Origin of the sequence: Streptomyces sp. NPDC093111, assembly GCF_040683955.1 — a bacterium.
Classification (GTDB): Bacteria; Actinomycetota; Actinomycetes; order Streptomycetales; family Streptomycetaceae; genus Streptomyces.
In genome coordinates this window covers 1-18147 of the sequence record NZ_JBFBNW010000003.1, presented here as the reverse complement: position 1 = coordinate 18147, position 18147 = coordinate 1, and the positions used below count along the sequence as shown (strand labels likewise).

General features: G+C 71.7%; 20 protein-coding genes. 12 read left to right on the top strand and 8 right to left on the bottom strand.

What is annotated here, in order from left to right:
- Window positions 1–8 precede the first annotated feature (8 nt).
- From AB0Q96_RS04870 to AB0Q96_RS04860, 3 genes are all read left to right on the top strand, one after another.
- Window positions 9–125: an SGM_5486 family transporter-associated protein gene (locus AB0Q96_RS04870; protein WP_329419473.1), complete on the top strand. Its 117-nt coding sequence runs from the start codon at window positions 9–11 to the stop codon at window positions 123–125.
- A 192-nt stretch (window positions 126–317) separates the two neighbouring features.
- Window positions 318–533, top strand: a complete 216-nt coding sequence (locus AB0Q96_RS04865; protein WP_365321724.1) for a hypothetical protein — start codon at window positions 318–320, stop codon at window positions 531–533.
- 59 nt (window positions 534–592) lie between these two features.
- A complete protein-coding gene (locus AB0Q96_RS04860) occupies window positions 593–1111 on the top strand; it encodes a histidine phosphatase family protein (RefSeq protein WP_365321722.1) in 519 nt (172 codons plus the stop codon).
- Window positions 1112–1180: 69 nt separating this feature from the next.
- Here AB0Q96_RS04860 and serB read toward each other — a convergent pair whose 3' ends face one another.
- Window positions 1181–2443 carry a phosphoserine phosphatase SerB gene (gene serB / locus AB0Q96_RS04855; protein WP_365321720.1) on the bottom strand — a complete coding sequence of 421 codons (1263 nt, stop codon included), beginning with the start codon at window positions 2441–2443 and terminating at the stop codon, window positions 1181–1183.
- Between the two features lie 221 nt (window positions 2444–2664).
- Between serB and AB0Q96_RS04850 the strand changes: the two genes are divergently transcribed.
- The gene (locus tag AB0Q96_RS04850; protein WP_365321718.1) at window positions 2665–5271 is read left to right on the top strand and encodes an FHA domain-containing protein; all 2607 of its coding nucleotides are present in this window, start codon (window positions 2665–2667) and stop codon (window positions 5269–5271) included.
- A gap of 70 nt (window positions 5272–5341) precedes the next feature.
- Here the strand turns inward: AB0Q96_RS04850 and AB0Q96_RS04845 are convergent, their stop codons facing one another.
- From AB0Q96_RS04845 to AB0Q96_RS04835, 3 genes are all read right to left on the bottom strand, one after another.
- Window positions 5342–6085, bottom strand: coding sequence for a transglycosylase SLT domain-containing protein (locus AB0Q96_RS04845; RefSeq protein ID WP_365321716.1), 744 nt, complete (start codon window positions 6083–6085; stop codon window positions 5342–5344).
- A 289-nt stretch (window positions 6086–6374) separates the two neighbouring features.
- Entirely contained in the window at window positions 6375–7556 is a 1182-nt protein-coding gene (locus tag AB0Q96_RS04840) for an S-adenosylmethionine:tRNA ribosyltransferase-isomerase (RefSeq protein WP_365321714.1), read from the bottom strand.
- Entirely contained in the window at window positions 7553–8254 is a 702-nt protein-coding gene (locus tag AB0Q96_RS04835) for an SDR family oxidoreductase (protein WP_365321712.1), read from the bottom strand. Before AB0Q96_RS04835 ends, AB0Q96_RS04840 begins: the two co-directional genes overlap by 4 nt.
- A gap of 187 nt (window positions 8255–8441) precedes the next feature.
- Here AB0Q96_RS04835 and AB0Q96_RS04830 point away from each other — a divergent pair, with 187 nt between their 5' ends.
- The 3 genes from AB0Q96_RS04830 (at window position 8442) to AB0Q96_RS04820 (ending at window position 10646) form a co-directional block, all read left to right on the top strand.
- On the top strand, window positions 8442–9587 hold the full coding sequence (locus AB0Q96_RS04830; RefSeq protein ID WP_365321710.1) for a GAF domain-containing sensor histidine kinase: 1146 nt from the start codon (window positions 8442–8444) through the stop codon (window positions 9585–9587).
- Window positions 9580–10239, top strand: a complete 660-nt coding sequence (locus AB0Q96_RS04825; protein WP_365321708.1) for a response regulator transcription factor — start codon at window positions 9580–9582, stop codon at window positions 10237–10239. The genes AB0Q96_RS04830 and AB0Q96_RS04825 overlap by 8 nt, the downstream gene beginning before the upstream one ends.
- Before the next feature lie 167 nt (window positions 10240–10406).
- Window positions 10407–10646 (top strand): chaplin, encoded by a 240-nt coding sequence (locus AB0Q96_RS04820; protein ID WP_365321706.1) that lies wholly within the window; start codon window positions 10407–10409, stop codon window positions 10644–10646.
- Window positions 10647–10763: 117 nt separating this feature from the next.
- Here AB0Q96_RS04820 and AB0Q96_RS04815 read toward each other — a convergent pair whose 3' ends face one another.
- Window positions 10764–11555 carry a hypothetical protein gene (locus AB0Q96_RS04815; RefSeq protein WP_365321704.1) on the bottom strand — a complete coding sequence of 264 codons (792 nt, stop codon included), beginning with the start codon at window positions 11553–11555 and terminating at the stop codon, window positions 10764–10766.
- A 155-nt stretch (window positions 11556–11710) separates the two neighbouring features.
- On the opposite strand from AB0Q96_RS04815, the gene AB0Q96_RS04810 reads away from it, so the two are divergent.
- The 4 genes from AB0Q96_RS04810 to AB0Q96_RS04795 all read left to right on the top strand — a co-directional run bounded on the left by AB0Q96_RS04810 (window position 11711) and on the right by AB0Q96_RS04795 (window position 14961).
- A complete protein-coding gene (locus AB0Q96_RS04810) occupies window positions 11711–12502 on the top strand; it encodes an ABC transporter ATP-binding protein (protein ID WP_365321702.1) in 792 nt (263 codons plus the stop codon).
- 85 nt (window positions 12503–12587) lie between these two features.
- The gene (locus tag AB0Q96_RS04805) at window positions 12588–13016 is read left to right on the top strand and encodes an NfeD family protein (protein ID WP_365321700.1); all 429 of its coding nucleotides are present in this window, start codon (window positions 12588–12590) and stop codon (window positions 13014–13016) included.
- A gap of 124 nt (window positions 13017–13140) precedes the next feature.
- Window positions 13141–14091: an SPFH domain-containing protein gene (locus AB0Q96_RS04800; RefSeq protein ID WP_365321698.1), complete on the top strand. Its 951-nt coding sequence runs from the start codon at window positions 13141–13143 to the stop codon at window positions 14089–14091.
- A gap of 96 nt (window positions 14092–14187) precedes the next feature.
- Complete coding sequence (locus tag AB0Q96_RS04795) at window positions 14188–14961, top strand: sulfite exporter TauE/SafE family protein (protein WP_365321697.1); 774 nt, start codon at window positions 14188–14190, stop codon at window positions 14959–14961.
- Window positions 14962–15035: 74 nt separating this feature from the next.
- On the opposite strand, the gene AB0Q96_RS04790 is transcribed toward AB0Q96_RS04795, so the two are convergent.
- The 3 genes from AB0Q96_RS04790 to AB0Q96_RS04780 form a co-directional block, all read right to left on the bottom strand.
- Window positions 15036–15542 carry an HNH endonuclease gene (locus AB0Q96_RS04790; protein ID WP_365321695.1) on the bottom strand — a complete coding sequence of 169 codons (507 nt, stop codon included), beginning with the start codon at window positions 15540–15542 and terminating at the stop codon, window positions 15036–15038.
- A gap of 162 nt (window positions 15543–15704) precedes the next feature.
- Window positions 15705–16241 carry a YbhB/YbcL family Raf kinase inhibitor-like protein gene (locus tag AB0Q96_RS04785; protein ID WP_365321693.1) on the bottom strand — a complete coding sequence of 179 codons (537 nt, stop codon included), beginning with the start codon at window positions 16239–16241 and terminating at the stop codon, window positions 15705–15707.
- Between the two features lie 53 nt (window positions 16242–16294).
- Window positions 16295–17077, bottom strand: coding sequence for a sporulation protein (locus AB0Q96_RS04780; protein WP_351665076.1), 783 nt, complete (start codon window positions 17075–17077; stop codon window positions 16295–16297).
- An 85-nt stretch (window positions 17078–17162) separates the two neighbouring features.
- Between AB0Q96_RS04780 and AB0Q96_RS04775 the strand changes: the two genes are divergently transcribed.
- The gene (locus AB0Q96_RS04775; RefSeq protein WP_365321691.1) at window positions 17163–17825 is read left to right on the top strand and encodes a DNA-3-methyladenine glycosylase; all 663 of its coding nucleotides are present in this window, start codon (window positions 17163–17165) and stop codon (window positions 17823–17825) included.
- Window positions 17826–18147 lie beyond the last annotated feature (322 nt).

Below are 18147 nucleotides of genomic sequence, written 5' to 3'. Positions count from 1 at the left end.
CTGATCCCATGCCTGTACTCGAACCGAATCCCCAGAACGGCCAGAAGAAGTTCCTCATCGTGCTCGGCGCGATGCTGGGCATCACCGCCGTCATCGCCGTGATCGCCTCCCTCGCCTCGCCCTGACGGGGCCCGGCGGGGGAGCCGGGCGGGAGTCCGGGTGGGAGTCCGGGTGGGGTTAACCCCCGCATCCCCTAGGGGGCGAGTGTCAGGGTCGAGTGGGTGGGTCACCTGATGGGCCGCGGGCCCCGCGCTCCGTAGGTTGGAGTCATCGCGGAGAACGGCTCCGCACCGTGACTCCCCACCTTGGAGGCGGCCATGTCGGCGCAGACCCACACCAGCGTCCGGAGGGACCTCGCCCGCGCGTCGGCCGGTGTCGACACCCGGCTGCCGTGGTGGGCGCTGGCCCTGCCCGTGCTCGCCTTCGTCGCCCTCTTCCTCCTCATAGCGGGCCCGGAACAGGCGCAGGCGGTGAGCGGCGACGCCGTGCTCGGACGCCTCCTCGAACAGCTCCAGCAGACGCTGTCCCTCTGAGGCGTGCTCCCCGGCGCTCTCCGAGTCAACACGGCCTGATTCGTGCGAAGCTGTGGAGCATGAGCGTCGACACACCCCGCAGGATCGTGCTGCTCCGACACGCCAAGGCCGACTGGCCGCAGACCTCCGACCACGAGCGTCCGCTCGCCGACCGCGGGCGTCAGGACGCCCCCGTCGCGGGCCGCCGACTGGCCGAATCCGGGATCCCCCTCGACCTGGCCCTGTGCTCGACCGCGACCAGGACCCGTGAGACCTGGAAGCTGGCCGTCACGGAGCTCCCCGAGCGCCCCAAGACGGTGTACGAGGAGCGGCTGTACGAGGCATCGCTCGGCGAGCTCATCGCCGTCGTCAACGAGACCCCCGACACGGTGAACGGCCTCCTGCTCATCGGGCACAACCCCGGGATGCACGCCCTCGCCGACGCCCTGGCCGGGCAGGCCGAGGGCGACGCCCTCGCCCGCATGAACCGCAGCGGCTTCCCCACCGCCGCCTTCGCCGTCGTGACCTTCAACGGCTCCTGGAAGTCCGTCGAGCACGGCGTGGGATCCCTGGTCGACTTCTGGACCCCGCACCCCTGAGCGCCACGCGCACGCGAGAGGGGCCCGGCCGTCCACCGACGCCGGGCCCCTCTCACGTACGCGCACCGCTCAGTGCAGCAGGTCCTCCGCGCCGCCGTCGGCGGCCTCGACCTCCTCGCGGGTGATCCCCAGCAGGTAGAGCACCGTGTCCAGGAACGGCACGTTGACCGCGGTGTCCGCCGCCCGGCGCACCACGGGCTTGGCGTTGAACGCCACTCCGAGCCCGGCCGCGTTCAGCATGTCCAGGTCGTTGGCGCCGTCGCCGATCGCGACCGTCTGCGCCAGCGGCACCCCGGCCTCCTCCGCGAAGCGGCGCAGCAGCCGCGCCTTGCCCGCCCGGTCGACGATCTCGCCGGTCACCCGGCCGGTCAGCCGGCCGTCGACGATCTCCAGGGTGTTGGCCTGGGCGAAGTCGAGCCCCAGCTTCTCCTTGAGGTCGTCGGTGACCTGGGTGAAGCCGCCGGACACCACGCCCACCTGGTAGCCGAGCCGCTTGAGGGTGCGGATCAGGGTCCGGGCCCCGGGCGTCAGGCGCACCTCGGAGCGGACCTTGTCCACCACCGACGCGTCCAGCCCGGCCAGCAGCTCCACCCGCGCGTGCAGGGACTGCTCGAAGTCCAGCTCGCCGCGCATCGCCGCCGCCGTCACCTCGGCGACCTTGTCCTCGCAGCCCGCGTGGGCGGCGAACAGCTCGATGACCTCGTCCTGGATGAGGGTCGAGTCGACGTCCATGACGACGAGCCGCTGGGCCCGCCGGTGCAGTCCGGCCGAGACCACGGCCACGTCCACGCCGACCGAGTGCGCCCCGGTGGCCAGCGCGGTCCGCAGCGGCTCCGTCTCACAACCCGAGACGGCGAACTCCACCGCCGTCACCGGGTACTTGGCGAGCCGGAAGATACGGTCGATGTTGCCGCCGGTCTCCGCGATCCTGGCCGCTATGGCGGCCGTCTGCTCCGCGGTCAAGGGGTGCCCGAGCACGGTGACGTGCGAGCGTCCCTCGCCGCGCGGTCGGTTGTCACCGGTGCCCGAGATGATCTCGGCCTGGAGCTTCATGGACTCGGCCCAGCTGTGCACGGTGGCGCGGAGCTCGCCCTGGGAGGCGACGGTCGGCTCGGTGACGAGCGCGCACAGGACGAGCCGGCCGCGGGAGACGACCTGCTCGATGTCCACGACGTCGACGGAGTAGGCGGCGAGGGTGTCGAAGAGTCCGGCGGTGATCCCGGGACGGTCCTTCCCGAAGATCTTGACGAGAAGCGTGGGAACGTCCGAAGCCGGGACGTCCGCGGCGGGAACGTCCGAGGTGGGAACGTCTGAGGTCTGCGATGCGCTCATGGTGCTTCCACCGTATCGGGCACCCGGTGCCACCCGACCCCCCGTCCCGCCTGGCGGACACCCGCGTGGCCGCGCACTTGCCACCGAAGGGTCCGCCGTGCGGGTTGCGCGAGGTCTTCACGCGGCCCGACTTTCGAATACGGCCCGGGGCCTGAAATAGTTCCCCCGGATGTTCATCATCCCTGGGCTCCCGACGACGGGGGTACCGCGGGGGACAAGTAGTGGGGCGTGGAGTGCCAGAACTCGTACTGGAATTGAATGGAAGGACCTGGACCCTCGATCCGGCCAGGTCGTACACCCTCGGCCGCGATCCCCAGGGCGACCTGGTCATCGACGACGCCCGGGTCTCGTGGCGGCACGCCACCATCAGCTGGGGCGGCCGGAGTTGGGTCATCGAGGACCACGGCTCCACGAACGGCACGTTCGTGCAGGGCCAGCGGGTCCACCAGGTGGAGATCGGCCCCGGCTCGGCCGTCCACCTCGGCAACGCCACCGACGGCCCGCGGCTGAATCTCGCCGCCGTCGGCGCGCCGGCGCAGCAGCAGCCCGCCGCACCGCAGCAGGTGCCGGCCCAGCAGGCCCCGGCCCCGCACGCGCAGCCCGCGCACCAGGCGCACGCCGCCGCCGGGCAGCAGCAGGCCGCCGCGCAGGCGGACTGGGCCACCCACCAGGCCCCGCCGCAGCAGCAGGGCTGGCAGCAGCAGCCGCAGCAGCAGGCCCCGCAGGCGGTCCCGCACCAGCAGGCGCAGCAGCCTCCGCAGGTCCCGCACCAGCAGGCCGCCCCGCAGGGCGCGTACCCGATGCACGGCGACCGCAGCCCCACCACCTTCCACCAGCTGAACCTCGGCCACGTCATGCGCATCGGCCGTGGGCTGGAGAACGAGCTGGTCGTCTCCGACCTCCAGGTCTCGCGCCAGCACGCCGAGTTCCACGCGACGCCCGACGGGCGCTTCGAGATCCGTGACCTCGGCTCGCACAACGGCACGTACGTCAACGGTCAGCCGATCACCAAGGGCGGCACCGCCCTCATCGGCCCCAACGACATCGTCGGCGTCGGCCACTCGACCTTCCGGATCGTCGGCAACCAGCTCGAGGAGTTCGTCGACACCGGCGAGGTCTCCTTCTCGGCCCGCCACCTCACGGTGACGGTCGAGGGCGGCAAGCAGATCCTCAAGGACGTCACCTTCGGCGTCCCCGAGAAGTCGCTCATCGGCGTCATCGGCCCGTCCGGCTCCGGAAAGTCGACCCTCCTCAAGGCGCTCACCGGCTACCGGCCCGCCGACCAGGGCGACGTCCTCTACGACAACCGCAGCCTCTACAAGCAGTTCGCCGAGCTGCGCCAGCGCATCGGTCTGGTCCCGCAGGACGATATCCTGCACAAGGAGCTGACCGTCCAGAAGGCGCTCCGCTACGCGGCCAAGCTGCGCTTCCCCGGCGACACCGCCGAGGCCGAGCGCGAGGCCCGGATCGGCGAGGTGCTGCGCGAGCTCAAGCTGGACATCCACAAGGAGAAGAAGGTCACCTCCCTCTCCGGTGGCCAGCGCAAGCGCGTCTCGGTCGCCCTGGAGCTGCTGACCAAGCCCTCGCTGATCTTCCTGGACGAGCCGACCTCCGGCCTCGACCCGGGCATGGACCGCGACGTCATGCAGCTGCTGCGCGGCCTCGCCGACGACGGCCGCACGGTCCTCGTCGTCACCCACTCGGTGGCCGAGCTGGGCCTGTGCGACAAGCTGCTCGTGATGGCCCCCGGCGGCTCGGTGGCGTACTTCGGCCCGCCGGAGGAGGCGCTGAACTTCTTCGGCTACTCCACCTGGGCCGACGTCTTCTCCGCCTTCGAGAACTACCGCGACTACGACTGGGCGGGCCGCTGGAAGGGCTCGCAGCACTACCAGATGTACGCGGCCGAGATCGACGCCGTCGCCGCCCAGCCGGTCCAGCTGCCGCAGCAGGCCCAGCAGGCACTGGCCCGCCCGCCCAAGCCGCAGGGCTGGGGCTCGCAGCTGTGGACCCTGATCCGCCGCTACGTGTCGGTGATCGCCTCCGACCGGGGCTTCCTGGCCCTGATGGTGATCCTGCCGGCCGTGCTCGGCGCGGTCTCCGTGGTCATCCCGGCCGACTTCGGCCTCGGCAAGCCCGTCGCGCCGTCCCGCTTCAACGGCGACGCCGGCACGATCATGCTGATCCTCGCGGTCGGCATGTGCTTCTCGGGCGCCGCCAACTCCGTACGAGAACTGATCAAGGAACGGGTCATCTACGAGCGGGAGCGCGCCACCGGCCTGTCCCGCTCCGCGTACCTGATGTCCAAGGTCATCGTCCTCGGCGTGATCACGGCCTTCCAGGGCGTGATCATCTGCGGCATCGGCTTCTCCACCCGCGAGCTGCCGGAGGAGGGCCTGTTCATGCCGCCGGCGATCGAGCTGTGCGTGCAGGTCATCGCCCTCGGCCTGACCTCGATGATGGTCGGCCTGGTCATCTCGGCCCTGGTGAAGACCGCCGAGAAGACCATGCCGCTGCTCGTCATGTTCGCGATCGTCCAGGTCGTGTTCACCGGCATCCTCTTCCAGGTGTACGGCTCGCCCGGCCTGGAGCAGTTCGCCTGGCTCATGCCCTCCCGCTGGGCCATCGCCGGCGCCGGCACCACGCTCGACCTGGCGCACCTGATGCCGCCGTGGGACCACAAGAACCCGGACAACCTCGACGGGCTGTGGGAGCACACGGTGGGGCAGTGGACCATCGACCTCGGCATCCAGCTGCTCATGGCCACGCTCTGCTGCGTGCTCGTCGCGCGGCTGCTGCGCCGCCACGAGCCCGAGGTCATGCGCAAGTAACGGCTCCGAGACCACGCCCGAAGGGCGGCACCCCGTGCGGGGTGCCGCCCTTCGGCGGGTACGGAGGGACTCAGTACGCGCTGTTGACGTTGTCGATCGAGCCGTAGCGGTCGGCCGCGTAGTTGCAGGCGGCGACGATGTTGGCGACCGGGTCGTACTGGTCGAACTTGGTGCCGGAGATGTGGTACGCCTTGAAGGTCGGGTAGATGACCTGGAGCAGACCCTTGGACGGCACGCCGTTGATGGCGTTGATGTCCCAGTTGTTGATCGCGAACGGGTTGCCGCTGGACTCGCGCATGACGTTCTTGTGGATGCCGTTGTAGGTACCCGGAATGTCGTGCTTGTCCATGATGAACAGCGCCTCGCGGATCCAGCCGTCGAGGTTGTTCGCGAAGACCGGGGCGCGGACGGCGGCGCGGCTCGCGGCGGCCTTGGCCTCGGCGCGCTTCGCGGCGTCGGCCTTCGCCTTGGCGGCGGCCTTGGCCGCGGCCTCCGCCTTCGCCTTCGAGGCGGCCTTGGCGGCGGCGTCGGCCTTCGCCTTGGCGGCGGCGTCCTGCTTGGCCTTCAGCTGGATCGTGGACTGCTGCGAGTCGAGGCTCGCGGCCAGCGCCTTCGCCTGCGGGCTGTTGGCGTTGTACGACCAGGCGACCTGCTGCGTGTGGGCGAGGGCCTGGGGCTCGGTCTCGGTGGCACCACCGTGGCCGGGGACGAGGGAGAAGCCGAGGGCTGCGACGCTCAGGGCGGCGACGCCGGCGATCGTGGCCTTGTGGGTCTTCTTCAGACCACGACTGTGGCCAGGGGTCTTCGCAGACATGTGGCACTACCTCTTCGAATCGCAGGGGGTCGCTCAGGCCGGGCGGCACTGCGCCTGCTCGGCGGCGACGGACGCAATTCTTAGCGGCAGCAAAATCCCGTGGCAAAGGTGTGACGTACGATCCGAGGTAGTGGATCAGGGGGCTGGGAGGGGCACCCCCGAACCGGTCCGAGACCAGTCCGGGCAGCGCTGATCCGTCCTTTACGTGTCCACTAGGGCGATTCGTAAGTGACCTGCGTCCTATGCGCGGGCTCACATCGGACGTGTGACAACCTCACCAGACGTTGCGTCAGCAATGCGCACGGTGAGGGCCCTCCTCCGGGAGGATGAGGTGGACGTCCCCGAACTCGTGCCAGAGGTAGCGCTCACGCACCGCCTCGGCGTACGCGCGGCGCAGCGCGGGCCGCCCGGCCACCGCCTCCAGCATCAGCAGATGCGAGGCCGCCGGCTCGTGCAGCCCGGTCAGCAGCCCGTCCACCACCCGCACCCCCCGCTCCGGCGTGACGACGAGCCCGGTCCACCCGGCCGCGGCCCGCACGAGACCCCGCCCCGCCTCCGGCGCCCCCGCCTCCGGCGCCCCTGCCTTCGGCGCCCCCGCCTCCGGCACCCCCACGGCCGACTCCAGCGCCCGCACCGCCGTCGTCCCCACCGCTATCACCCGGCCCCCGCCGGCCCGCGCCGCGTTCACCAGCCACGCCGTCGTCGGCGGCACCTCGAAGCGCTCCGGATACGGGGGCTCGTGCGCCTCCGACGACGCCACGCCCGTGTGCAGGACGACCGGAGCGAACTGCACGCCCCGGCTCACCAGCTCCGCGACCAGCCGCGCCGTGAACGGACGCCCCGCGCTCGGCATCTCCGCCGAACCCGCGCCGTCGGGCGACGGCAGGGCGAACACCGTCTGGTACGCCGCCAGCGGCTGGTCCCGCTCCGTGTACCCGTAACGGATCGGCCGCCCGTACCGCGCCAGCAGCCCCGGCACCTCGACGTCCGGCCGCGCCCACCACAACCGCGCCGCCCCCGGCGCCAGCGGCTCCTCCAGGACCAGCCGCGCCCCGCCCGGCAGCCGCACCACCGCCCCCGCCGGACCGCCCGCCCTCGGCCGCGTCGTGCCCGCCGTGTCCGGGGCCCGCAGCTCCACCGCCCACCGGCCTCCCCCAGACTCCGTCCGGGGGTACCCCCAGTCGCCCCGCGTGGAGAAGTGGACGACCACCGGCTCCCCGCCCGGCTCCGCACCGAGCCGCCCGTCCACCGCCGCCGCCAGCGTCGCCGAGGTGTTCACCACCAGGACGTCCCCGGCCCGCAGCAGCCCCGGCAGCTCCCGGAACGCCCGGTGCGCCACCTCCGTACCCCGAGGCCCCCTCGACACGAGCAGCCGTACGTCGTCCCGGCCGCGCCCCGGCCCGCGCTGCTCGGCCGGCACCCGCGCCGACAGCTCCTCGGGCACCGCCCGCCCGTCGAGCAGCGCGGTCACCGGGCCACCCCGGCCAGGTCAGCGGCCGTGTAGCGGCCGCTCGTCGGACGCTCGTCGAGCAGCCGGAGGAACGCCGGGGCGACCTCCTCCGGGGTCGGCGTCCCCGTCAGGTCCTCGTCCGGCTCCGCCGCCGCCAGCATCCGCGTACGCATGCTGCCCGGGTCCACCCACCACACCCGCAGACCGGGCTCCTCCGCCGCGAGCACGGCCGACAGCAGGTCGAGCCCGGCCTTCGTCGCCCCGTATCCGCCCCAGGTGCGGTACGGCTCCACCGCCGCGTCCGAGCTGATGTCGAGCACCGCCCCCGCGGGCGCCGCGCGCAGCAGCGGCAGCGCCTCCTGGATCAGCCCCAGCGGGGCCACGAGATTGGCCTCCAGGGCCGCCCGGAACCGGTCCAGCGGATGCTCCTCCAGCGTCACCAGCGGCTCGACGCCCAGGATCCCCGCGTTGTTCACCAGCAGATCGAGCCCGCCGAGCCCCTTCGCGGCGGCCACCAGCTCCTCGCGGTGCCCGGCGTCCGTGATGTCGCCCGGCACCGCCACCACCCCGGCCCCGAGCCGCCGCACCTCGCGGGCCGTCCCCTCCAGTACGGACGGCGTCCGCGCGTCCAGGACCAGATCCCAGCCCCGGCCGGCCAGTGCGAGGGCCAGCGCCCGCCCCAGACCCCTCGACGCCCCCGTGACGATCGCGACAGGCATGTGCCCCATCCCCTTCTCAGCCGTGTGCCGACGAAACCGACGGGATCCAGCCTCATCGCCCGCGCCGCGCCCCGCCTCGTCCCCGGGCCCCGACCGCCCAGGGCACTTCGACCTAGTCCCCGGGTCCCGGCCGACCGCCGTCCCCGGACGGATACGGACCGTCACACCCCGCCGGTACGGTGAACACATGAGCCACCGACCGAGCTCCGGCCTGGCCGCCGTGAGCAGCGCCCTGCTGGCGATGAACCGCCAGATGGAGGTCCGCGACGTCCTCAAGACGATCGTCGCCTCCGCCCGCGAGCTGCTCGACGCCGAGTACGCGGCGCTCGGTGTCCCCGACGACCACGGCGGCTTCGCCCAGTTCGTCGTCGACGGCGTCAGCGAGGAGCAGTGGCGGGCCATCGGCCCGCTGCCCCGCCAGCACGGCATCCTGGCCGCGATGCTCCACAAGGCCGAGCCCGAGCGGCTCGCCGACGTCCGCGAGGACCCCCGCTTCGAGGGCTGGCCCGAGGCCCACCCGGACATGTCCGACTTCCTCGGCCTCCCGGTCCGCGACGGCGACGAGATCCTCGGGGCCCTCTTCCTGGCGAACAAGCGCTGCCCCAGACCGGCCGGCGGCTGCGGCTTCACCGCCGAGGACGAGGAGCTCCTCACCCTCCTCGCCCAGCACGCGGCCATCGCGCTGACCAACGCCCGGCTGTACGAGCGCAGCCGCGAGCTCACCATCGCGGAGGAGCGCTCCCGCCTGGCCCACGAGCTCCACGACGCCGTCAGCCAGAAGCTGTTCTCGCTGCGCCTCACCGCCCAGGCCGCCGCCGCGCTCGTCGACCGCGACCCGGCCCGCGCCAAGGACGAGCTCCAGCAGGTCACGCGGCTCGCCGCCGAGGCCGCCGAGGAGCTGCGCGCCGCCGTCGTCGAGCTGCGGCCCGCCGCCCTGGACGAGGACGGCCTGGTGCACACCCTGCGCACCCAGATCCAGGTCCTCGACCGGGCCCACAGCGCCCGCGTCACCTTCGACAGCTCCGGCGTCCGCGCGCTGCCCGCCGCCCAGGAGGAGGCCGTGCTGCGGGTCGCCCAGGAGGCCCTGCACAACGCGCTGCGCCACTCCGGCGCGGCCCTCGTCACCGTCTCCCTCGCCCGCAGCGGCCAGGGCGCGCGACTCGCCGTCACCGACGACGGCCGGGGCTTCGAGCCGCGCACCGTCCGCAGCGCGGGCCGCCACCTGGGCCTGGTCTCCATGCGCGACCGGTCCGCCGGGGTCGGCGGCACACTGACCGTGACATCGGCCCCGGGGCGGGGCACCACGATCGAGATGGAGGTCCCCGGTGGCTGAGGAGAAGAGGAAGGCGATCCGCGTCCTGCTGGTCGACGACCACCAGGTCGTCCGCAGGGGCCTGCGGACCTTCCTGGAGGTCCAGGACGACATAGAGGTCGTGGGGGAGGCCGCCGACGGCGCCGAGGGCGTCGCCGCCGCCGAGCAGCTGCGGCCCGACGTCGTCCTCATGGACGTCAAGATGCCCGGCACCGACGGCATCGAGGCGCTGCGCAGGCTGCGCGAGCTGGCCAACCCGGCGCGCGTCCTGATCGTGACCAGCTTCACCGAACAGCGCACGGTCGTCCCCGCGCTGCGGGCCGGCGCGAGCGGATACGTCTACAAGGACATCGACCCCGACGCGCTCGCCGGCGCCATCCGCTCCGTCCACGCCGGCCATGTACTGCTCCAGGCGGAGGTCGCCGGTGCCCTGCTCAGTCAGGAGGACCACGGCCAGGGCGGCGGCACGGGCCGCGGCTCCACGCTGACCGAGCGGGAGCGGGAGGTCCTCGGCCTGATCGCCGACGGGCGCTCCAACCGGGAGATCGCCCGGGCGCTCGTCCTCTCCGAGAAGACGGTCAAGACCCACGTCTCCAACATCCTGATGAAACTGGACCTGGCCGACCGCACCCAGGCGGCGCTCTGGGCGGTACGCCACGGCCTGACCACCTAGGTCCCGCTAGGCGCCCCTATGCCCCCGCGCCTCCCGGGGCACGCCCGTTCCCCTAGTCATACCGTCGTGTGTATGTCCCCCGTTCGGCGCAACCGAGCGGGGCCGGCGGCGTTCTCCATGACGTGCTGCGGCGGACCGGCCGCGGCGATGACCAGGAGGATCCTGAAGTGAACAACCTCAAGAAGGCCGCTGCCCTCACCATGGTCGCCGGTGGCCTCGTCGCCGCCGGTGCCGGTGTCGCCTCCGCGCACGCGGACGCCCAGGGCCAGGCCCTCCACTCCCCGGGTGTCGCCTCCGGCAACCTGGTGCAGGCCCCGGTCCACGTTCCCGTGAACGTCTCCGGCAACACGGTCAACGTGATCGGCCTGCTCAACCCGGCCTTCGGCAACGGCGCCGTCAACCACTGACGCCCTCCCCGAACCCCCCGGCCCCCGGACACCGTCCGGGGGCCGACGCCGTTCCCGGCCCGGCCCGGGCTGGCCCGGCCCGCCCCGTCCCGCCCGAGCCCGAGCCCGAGCGGACGACTAGAACCCCCGCTCCCGCTCCCTCTCCTCCACATACGCGTTGTACGCCGCGACCTGCGCCCGCCGGGCCACCCGCTCCACCGGCCGCAGCGCCGCCCCCCGCGCCGCCATCTCCGCCGCGCTCACCGCGCCGCCGTGGCCGTGGTCGTACGCCAGGTCCACGAGGAGGCCGATGCGCTGGGCCAGCTCCAGGACGCGGACCGCGCGGGGCGGGTAGCCGGGGGCCAGGACCTCGCGGCCGGCCTCCGCGCGGGCGCGGTAGGCGTCGCGGGCAGCTTCGGCGGTCGGGCCCGCGGCGGCCACGTCGAGGCGGGTCAGGACCGTCGTCGCCTCCCGGAGGGCCTCCGCGAGTTCCCGCTCCGCCTCGCCCAGGGACGGCACGTCCGCCGGCGGCGCCTCCCGTACCGCCAGACAGCGCCAGACGACCGCCACGTGCAGATCACCCGCGGGTCCCGCCTCCGAGACCTCGGGCACCAGGCCGTACGGCGCGCCGAAGCCGACCACGGCCTCCTCCGCCTCCAGCGCCCGCGCGTTGAAGTCCGGCGGTCCGCTCAGCCCCAGCGGATGCCCCGGCGCGGGCAGGGCCACCCGCCACCCGGTCACCCCGAGCCGCCGCAGCCGCCCGAGCGCCAGCGTCAGGCCGACCGGCCCCGCCTCGCCCGGCAGTCCCTCCACGCGGTGCACCGCGTCCTCCCCGACAATGGCGAGCGCCGCGTCGTCCGGCGACACCGCCCCGGCCAGCAGGGCATTGCCCCAAGCGGCCAGACGTCCTGAGCGTGGTTCCGAAAGCATGCCCCCCAGCCTAGGGACTCGGGGGCGGCCCCACGGCGCAAAGCAAGCCCTAAGGACGGGCCCGGCCCGCCGGTGGCGTAGGTTTTCCCTGGACGCCGCGCCCACAGGCGCAAGGCGACGACAAAGATTCGACCGCAAGGGGAGACAACGCGCTCATGAGCGATGTACTGGAGCTGGTGGACGTATCCGTGGTCCGCGACGGACGCGCTCTGGTGGACGACGTCTCCTGGTCGGTCAAGGAGGGTGAGCGCTGGGTCATCCTCGGCCCCAACGGCGCCGGCAAGACCACCCTGCTCAACGTCGCCTCCAGCTACCTCTACCCGACCAGGGGCACCGCCACGATCCTCGGCGAGCGCCTCGGCGGCGTCGACGTCTTCGAACTCCGCCCCCGCATCGGCATGGCCGGCATCGCGATGGCGGAGAAGCTCCCCAAGCGCCAGACCGTCCTGCAGACCGTCCTCACCGCCGCGTACGGCATGACGGCGACCTGGCACGAGGACTACGACCCGGTCGACGAGGAGCGCGCCAAGGCGTTCCTCGACCGGCTCGGCATGACCGACTACCTGGACCGGAAGTTCGGCACCCTCTCCGAGGGCGAGCGCAAGCGCACCCTCATCGCCCGCGCGATGATGACCGACCCGGAGCTCCTCCTCCTCGACGAGCCCGCCGCCGGCCTGGACCTCGGCGGCCGCGAGGACCTGGTCCGCCGCCTCGGCCGCCTCGCCCGCGACCCGTACGCCCCCTCGATGATCATGGTGACCCACCACGTCGAGGAGATCGCGCCCGGCTTCACCCACGTCCTGATGATCCGCCAGGGCAAGGTGCTCGCCGCGGGCCCCATGGAGACCGAGCTGACCTCCCGCAACCTCTCCCTCTGCTTCGGCCTCCCGCTCGTCGTCGAGCGCGTCGGCGACCGCTACACCGCACAGGGCCTTCCCCTCAAGTAGCGCCGCCCGGGGCCTGACGACCGCACAGCGCCATGGCCCCCACCGCGCCCTGTCCCGGAAGCCCCACCCGCCCTACCATGACCTGGTGGACATCGACGCATGGGTCTGGTGGCTGATCGGCGCGGTGGGGCTCGGCATTCCCCTGGTCCTGACCGCGATGCCCGAGTTCGGCATGCTCTCCGTCGGCGCGGTCGCGGGAGCGGTGACCGCGGCCCTCGGCTTCGGCATCGTCGCGCAGGTGATCGTCTTCGCCGCGGTCTCCGTCGCCCTCATCGCGGTGGCCCGCCCCATAGCGGCCCGCCACCGCGACGGCCGCCCCGGACTCGCCACCGGCATCGACGCCCTGAAGGGCCGTCAGGCCCTGGTCCTGGAACGGGTGGACTCCACGGACGGCCGCATCAAGCTCAACGGCGAGATCTGGTCCGCCCGCACGCTCGACACCGGCCAGATCTTCGAACCGGGCGAACAGGTCGACGTCGTCGACATCGACGGGGCGACCGCCGTGGTCATGTGACCCCCGGCGACCCCGACGCGGCCTCATGTGACCGAACCTCGCCCATGACGCCCCGCGGTCTGGGAAACTCGATCATCATCTCGTAGTCAACCGGCAACCCGCAGCGAAGGGCACAGGGAACACGATGTCAGCAGTCATCATCGTCCTGATCATTCTGGTGGTGCTTGTCTTCATCGCCCTGATCAAGACCATCCAGGTCATCCCCCAGGCGAGCGCCGCGATCGTGGAGCGCTTCGGCCGCTACACCCGCACGCTCAACGCGGGACTCAACATCGTCGTCCCGTTCATCGACCGCATCCGCAACCGCATCGACCTCCGCGAGCAGGTCGTGCCGTTCCCGCCGCAGCCGGTGATCACCCAGGACAACCTGGTCGTCAACATCGACACCGTCATCTACTACCAGGTGACGGACGCCCGCGCGGCGACCTACGAGGTCGCCAGCTACATCCAGGCCATCGAGCAGCTCACCGTCACGACCCTCCGCAACATCATCGGCGGCATGGACCTGGAGCGCACCCTCACCTCCCGCGAGGAGATCAACGCGGCCCTGCGCGGCGTCCTCGACGAGGCCACCGGCAAGTGGGGCATCCGCGTCAACCGCGTCGAGCTCAAGGCGATCGAGCCGCCCACCTCCATCCAGGACTCGATGGAGAAGCAGATGCGCGCCGACCGCGACAAGCGCGCCGCGATCCTCACCGCCGAGGGCATCCGCCAGTCCCAGATCCTCACCGCCGAGGGCGAGAAGCAGTCGGCGATCCTGCGCGCCGAGGGCGAGTCCAAGGCCGCCGCGCTCCGCGCCGAGGGCGAGGCCCAGGCCGTCCGCACGGTCTTCGAGGCCATCCACGCCGGCGACCCCGACCAGAAGCTGCTCTCCTACCAGTACCTCCAGATGCTCCCGAAGATCGCCGAGGGCGACGCCAACAAGCTCTGGATCGTGCCCAGCGAGATCGGCGACGCCCTCAAGGGCCTCTCCGGCGCCTTCGGCAACGTCGCCCCCGGCGTCCCCGGCTTCGACACCAAGACCCCCGCGCCCAGGGACGGTTCGGAGCGCCGCGAAGAACCCCGGGTTGACTGACACGTACACGTAATTCTCGTGCATGATCAGTGCGAGCCCCTCGACCCCGGACCGACACACCAGGGCGGGGAGGCGACTCACTGACCCTGTAAGGAGATGGCCTTGTCCATCTGGGAAGCACTGGCAGTCTTCGGCGCCGGCACAGCCGCCGGCGCCATCAACACCGTCGTCGGATCGGGAACGCTGATCACGTTCCCCGTCCTCCTCGCCACCGGCCTGCCGCCGATCACCGCGAACGTCTCCAACACCCTCGGCCTCGTCTCCGGCTCCGTCAGCGGCGCCATCGGCTACCGCAGCGAACTCAAGGGCCAGAAGAACCGCGTCCTCCGCCTCGGCGGCACCGCCCTCGTCGGCGGACTGGTCGGCGCGATCCTCCTCCTCTCGCTGCCCTCCGACGCCTTCGACGCGATCGTCCCCGTCCTCATCGGCATCGCGCTCCTGCTCGTCCTCCTGCAGCCCCGCATCGCCGCCGCCGTCCAGCGCCGCCGCGAGGCCACCGGCACCGAGGCCCATCCCGACGGCGGCCCCGCCCTCCTCGTCGGCCTCTTCCTCGCCAGCGTCTACGGCGGCTACTTCGGCGCCGCCCAAGGCGTCCTCTACCTGTCGCTCATGGGCCTGCTGCTCCACGACACCCTGCAACGCGTCAACGCCGTGAAGAACGTCCTCGGCGCGGTCGTCAACGGCGTCGCCGCCGTCTTCTTCCTCTTCGTCGCCGACTTCGACTGGACCGCCGTCCTGCTCATCGCCGTCGGCTCCACCATCGGCGGCCAGATCGGCGCCAAGGTAGGCAAGCGCCTCTCACCCGCCGTCCTGCGCGGAGTGATCATCGCCGTCGGCATCGTCGCCATCCTCCAGCTCACCCTGAAATGACGGCGGGGCCCGCCCCCGACCAGGGGCGGGCCCACGCGACACATGAACGGGATACGGACGGGGTACGGAGAGGTCTAAGCCGCCTGGTCCGTCAGCCAGTCCGGCAGCTCCGACCGCTCACCGGCCCGCATCGCCAGCAGCATCGCGTCCGCCGGCGTCGGCACGAACGGCTGGTGCAGCAACGGCATCCCCGCCTGCTCCGGCGTCCGGTCCGCCTTGCGGTGGTTGTCCTCCGCGCACGAGGCCACCGTGTTCAGCCAGTGATCGCCACCACCCTGGGCCCGCGGCACGACATGGTCCACCGTCGTCGCCCGCCGCCCGCAGTACGCGCACCGGTGCTGGTCCCGCACCAGCACACCCCGCCTCGACCACGGAGCCTGTCTTCGGAACGGCACCCGGACGTAGCGGCAGAGCCTGATCACCCGCGGCACCGGCATGTCCACGGCCGCCGCCCGCACACGCAGGCCCGGGTGCTCCTGCTCCACGACGGCCTTGTCCTGCAGGACAAGCACCACCGCACGGTTGAGTGTGACCGTAGAAAGCGGCTCGAAGCTCGCGTTCAGAACCAGCGTGTCCCGCATTGTGCCCACCTCCCGTGTGCCGGCCCAGCCCCCCTTGTGGGCTCCGGGCTTGGATCAACTCTGGCCGGGCACGCCGGGTAGGACAACGCAATATCCGTGAAAAGAAAGATGCCCGCTTCTGATCTCTCCAAGACCAGAAGCGGGCAAACAACGAACGAACGCTCAGCTGTCGGCGGGACCCGTGTACGCGCCGACCAGCTGCGCCCGCCCCAGCGTGTGGAACCGCAGGTGGAAGCCGACCACGGCCGGCGACGCGTCCGCGTCGGGCCCCAGCTTCTCCGTGTCCACCGCGTACACGGTGAACACGTAACGGTGATTCTCCCCGGGCGGCGGCGCCGCCCCGCCGAAGTCCTTCGACCCGTAGTCGTTACGGGCCTGCACGGCACCCGCCGGCAGCCCCTCGAACGACCCCGAACCGGCACCCGCCGGAAGCTCCGTCACCGACACCGGCAGGTCGAACAGCACCCAGTGCCAGAAACCGCTGCCCGTCGGCGCGTCCGGATCGAAGCAGGTCACCGCGAAGCTCTTCGTCCCCGCGGGGAAGCCCTCCCAGCTCAGCTGCGGCGAGGTGTTCCCCGCCGCGTACACCTGAGCGTCCTTCAGCACCCCGCCCGGCACGACGTCGTCGCTCACCACGGTGAACTCCGGCACCGGCGGATGGAAGTCATGGGGGAGCGGCGCCCTCTTGCCCTCGGCCACGTCTGGAACCTCCGTATCGCTGGCCACTCTGAACACGTCCTGTGCGGCCGAGCCTAGAGCCAGTTGCGACGCCCGCCGACCTCGGCGAGCCACTGGTTCAGATACGCCGCCCAGTCGGTGGTGTGGAAGTCGTGCAGCCCCACCGTGAACGACCGGAACGAGTCACTGCCCTCGGTGAACAGCCCCGGCTTCTTGTCCATCTCCAGGACGACGTCCATCTCCCGGTCGTCCGCGACGAAGCTGACCTCGACCTGGTTCAGACCCCGGTACTGCTGCGGCGCGAAGAACTCGATCTCCTGGTAGAACGGCAGCCGCTGCCGCGTCCCGCGGATGTGCCCGCGCTCCATGTCCGCGCTCTTGAAGCGGAAGCCCAGCTGGAGGAACGCGTCCAGGATCGCCTGCTGCGCCGGCAGCGGGTGCACGTTGATCGGGTCCAGGTCCCCGGAGTCCACCGCGCGGGCGATCTCCAGCTCGGTCGTCACCCCGATGTTCATGCCGCGCAGCTGCTGCCCCGCGATGGCGGTGACCGGCGTCTCCCAGGGGATCTCCAGCCCGAACGGCACCACGTGCACCGCCCCGGCCTGCACCTCGAAGGCGCCGCCGAGCCGCACCTTCACGAACTCGATGTCCTGCTTGTGCTCCTGGTCGCCGCCCTCGACCTCGACCCGCGCCTGCAGCCCGACGGACAGCCCCTCGATCTGCTGGGCCACGGAACCGCCCTGGATCCGCACCTCACCCTGGACGACACCACCCGGGACGACGTTCTCCTCGGTGAGCACCGTCTCCACCGACGCCCCACCCGCACCCAGGCTCGCGAGCAGCTTCTTGAACCCCATCAACGACTCCTTATGTTTCCTGCGCTGTCCTGACCCCTACATACGCGTGACGACCGTAGCCGGTTCCCCACTACGCTCGGACGGCATGAGCGAGAGCCCCGACCGTACGCCGCTCCCGCGGGCCTTCTTCGACCGCCCCGTTCTGGAGGTCGCCCCCGATCTCCTGGGCCGCACCCTGGTACGGAACGCCCCGGACGGCCGTATCGAGCTCCGCCTCACCGAGGTGGAGGCGTACGCCGGCGCGATCGATCCCGGCTCGCACGCCTTCCGGGGCCGCACCGCCCGCAACGCCGTGATGTTCGGCCCGCCCGGACACGCGTACGTCTACTTCACCTACGGCATGTGGCACTGCCTGAACCTGGTGTGCGGACCGGAGGGACACGCGAGTGGGGTACTGCTCCGAGCGGGCGAAATCCTGAGCGGTACGGAACAGGCCAGGAAACGGCGTCTCTCGGCCCGGTACGACTCCGAGCTCGCCAAGGGCCCGGCCCGCCTGGCCACCGCCCTGGACGTCGCCCTCTCCCTCAACGGCACGGACACCTGCGCGGACCCGGACGCCCCGCTCTCCCTGCTCACGGGCACCCCGGCCCCGCACGACCGGATCCGTACCGGCCCCCGCACGGGAGTGGGAGGTGACGGCGCCCCGCACCCCTGGCGCTTCTGGATCGACGGCGACCACACGGTCAGCCCCTACCGGGCGCACACACCGCGGAAGCGTCGCCTTGACTCGGGCGCAACAGGTGCGTAATGTGGCCCGAGCCGCTTGAGACGGGAAGTGCTTACTCAAGCCTCCTGAGAGCGGCCATCCACTCCTTACGACGAATCCCGACGGGGCTTATTTCGGCATGCCGGAATTCGTTTCGAAAGGCTCGATTATGAGTCTCCCGGGAAATCGGCTAAAGTAGTGGACACGCCGGAAGGGCCCGGAGCGAAAGCAAAAGGGACCGGAAAGCACCGAGGAAATCGGATCGGAAAGATCTGATAGAGTCGGAAACGCAAGAACGAAGGAAGCGCCCGGAGGAAAGCCCGAGAGGGTAAGTACAAAGGAAGCGTCCGCACCTTGAGAACTC

Excerpts from the sequence above, each read along its gene's own strand:
- AB0Q96_RS04870 (WP_329419473.1), top strand. The coding sequence starts at position 9 with ATGCCTGTACTCGAACCGAATCCCCAGAACGGCCAGAAGAAGTTCCTC.
- AB0Q96_RS04865 (WP_365321724.1), top strand. The coding sequence starts at position 318 with ATGTCGGCGCAGACCCACACCAGCGTCCGGAGGGACCTCGCCCGCGCG.
- AB0Q96_RS04860 (WP_365321722.1), top strand. The coding sequence starts at position 593 with ATGAGCGTCGACACACCCCGCAGGATCGTGCTGCTCCGACACGCCAAG.
- serB (WP_365321720.1), bottom strand. The coding sequence starts at position 2,443 with ATGAGCGCATCGCAGACCTCAGACGTTCCCACCTCGGACGTTCCCGCC.
- AB0Q96_RS04845 (WP_365321716.1), bottom strand. The coding sequence starts at position 6,085 with ATGTCTGCGAAGACCCCTGGCCACAGTCGTGGTCTGAAGAAGACCCAC.
- AB0Q96_RS04835 (WP_365321712.1), bottom strand. The coding sequence starts at position 8,254 with ATGCCTGTCGCGATCGTCACGGGGGCGTCGAGGGGTCTGGGGCGGGCG.
- AB0Q96_RS04830 (WP_365321710.1), top strand. The coding sequence starts at position 8,442 with ATGAGCCACCGACCGAGCTCCGGCCTGGCCGCCGTGAGCAGCGCCCTG.
- AB0Q96_RS04815 (WP_365321704.1), bottom strand. The coding sequence starts at position 11,555 with ATGCTTTCGGAACCACGCTCAGGACGTCTGGCCGCTTGGGGCAATGCC.
- AB0Q96_RS04810 (WP_365321702.1), top strand. The coding sequence starts at position 11,711 with ATGAGCGATGTACTGGAGCTGGTGGACGTATCCGTGGTCCGCGACGGA.
- AB0Q96_RS04800 (WP_365321698.1), top strand. The coding sequence starts at position 13,141 with ATGTCAGCAGTCATCATCGTCCTGATCATTCTGGTGGTGCTTGTCTTC.
- AB0Q96_RS04795 (WP_365321697.1), top strand. The coding sequence starts at position 14,188 with ATGGCCTTGTCCATCTGGGAAGCACTGGCAGTCTTCGGCGCCGGCACA.
- AB0Q96_RS04790 (WP_365321695.1), bottom strand. The coding sequence starts at position 15,542 with ATGCGGGACACGCTGGTTCTGAACGCGAGCTTCGAGCCGCTTTCTACG.
- AB0Q96_RS04780 (WP_351665076.1), bottom strand. The coding sequence starts at position 17,077 with ATGGGGTTCAAGAAGCTGCTCGCGAGCCTGGGTGCGGGTGGGGCGTCG.
- AB0Q96_RS04775 (WP_365321691.1), top strand. The coding sequence starts at position 17,163 with ATGAGCGAGAGCCCCGACCGTACGCCGCTCCCGCGGGCCTTCTTCGAC.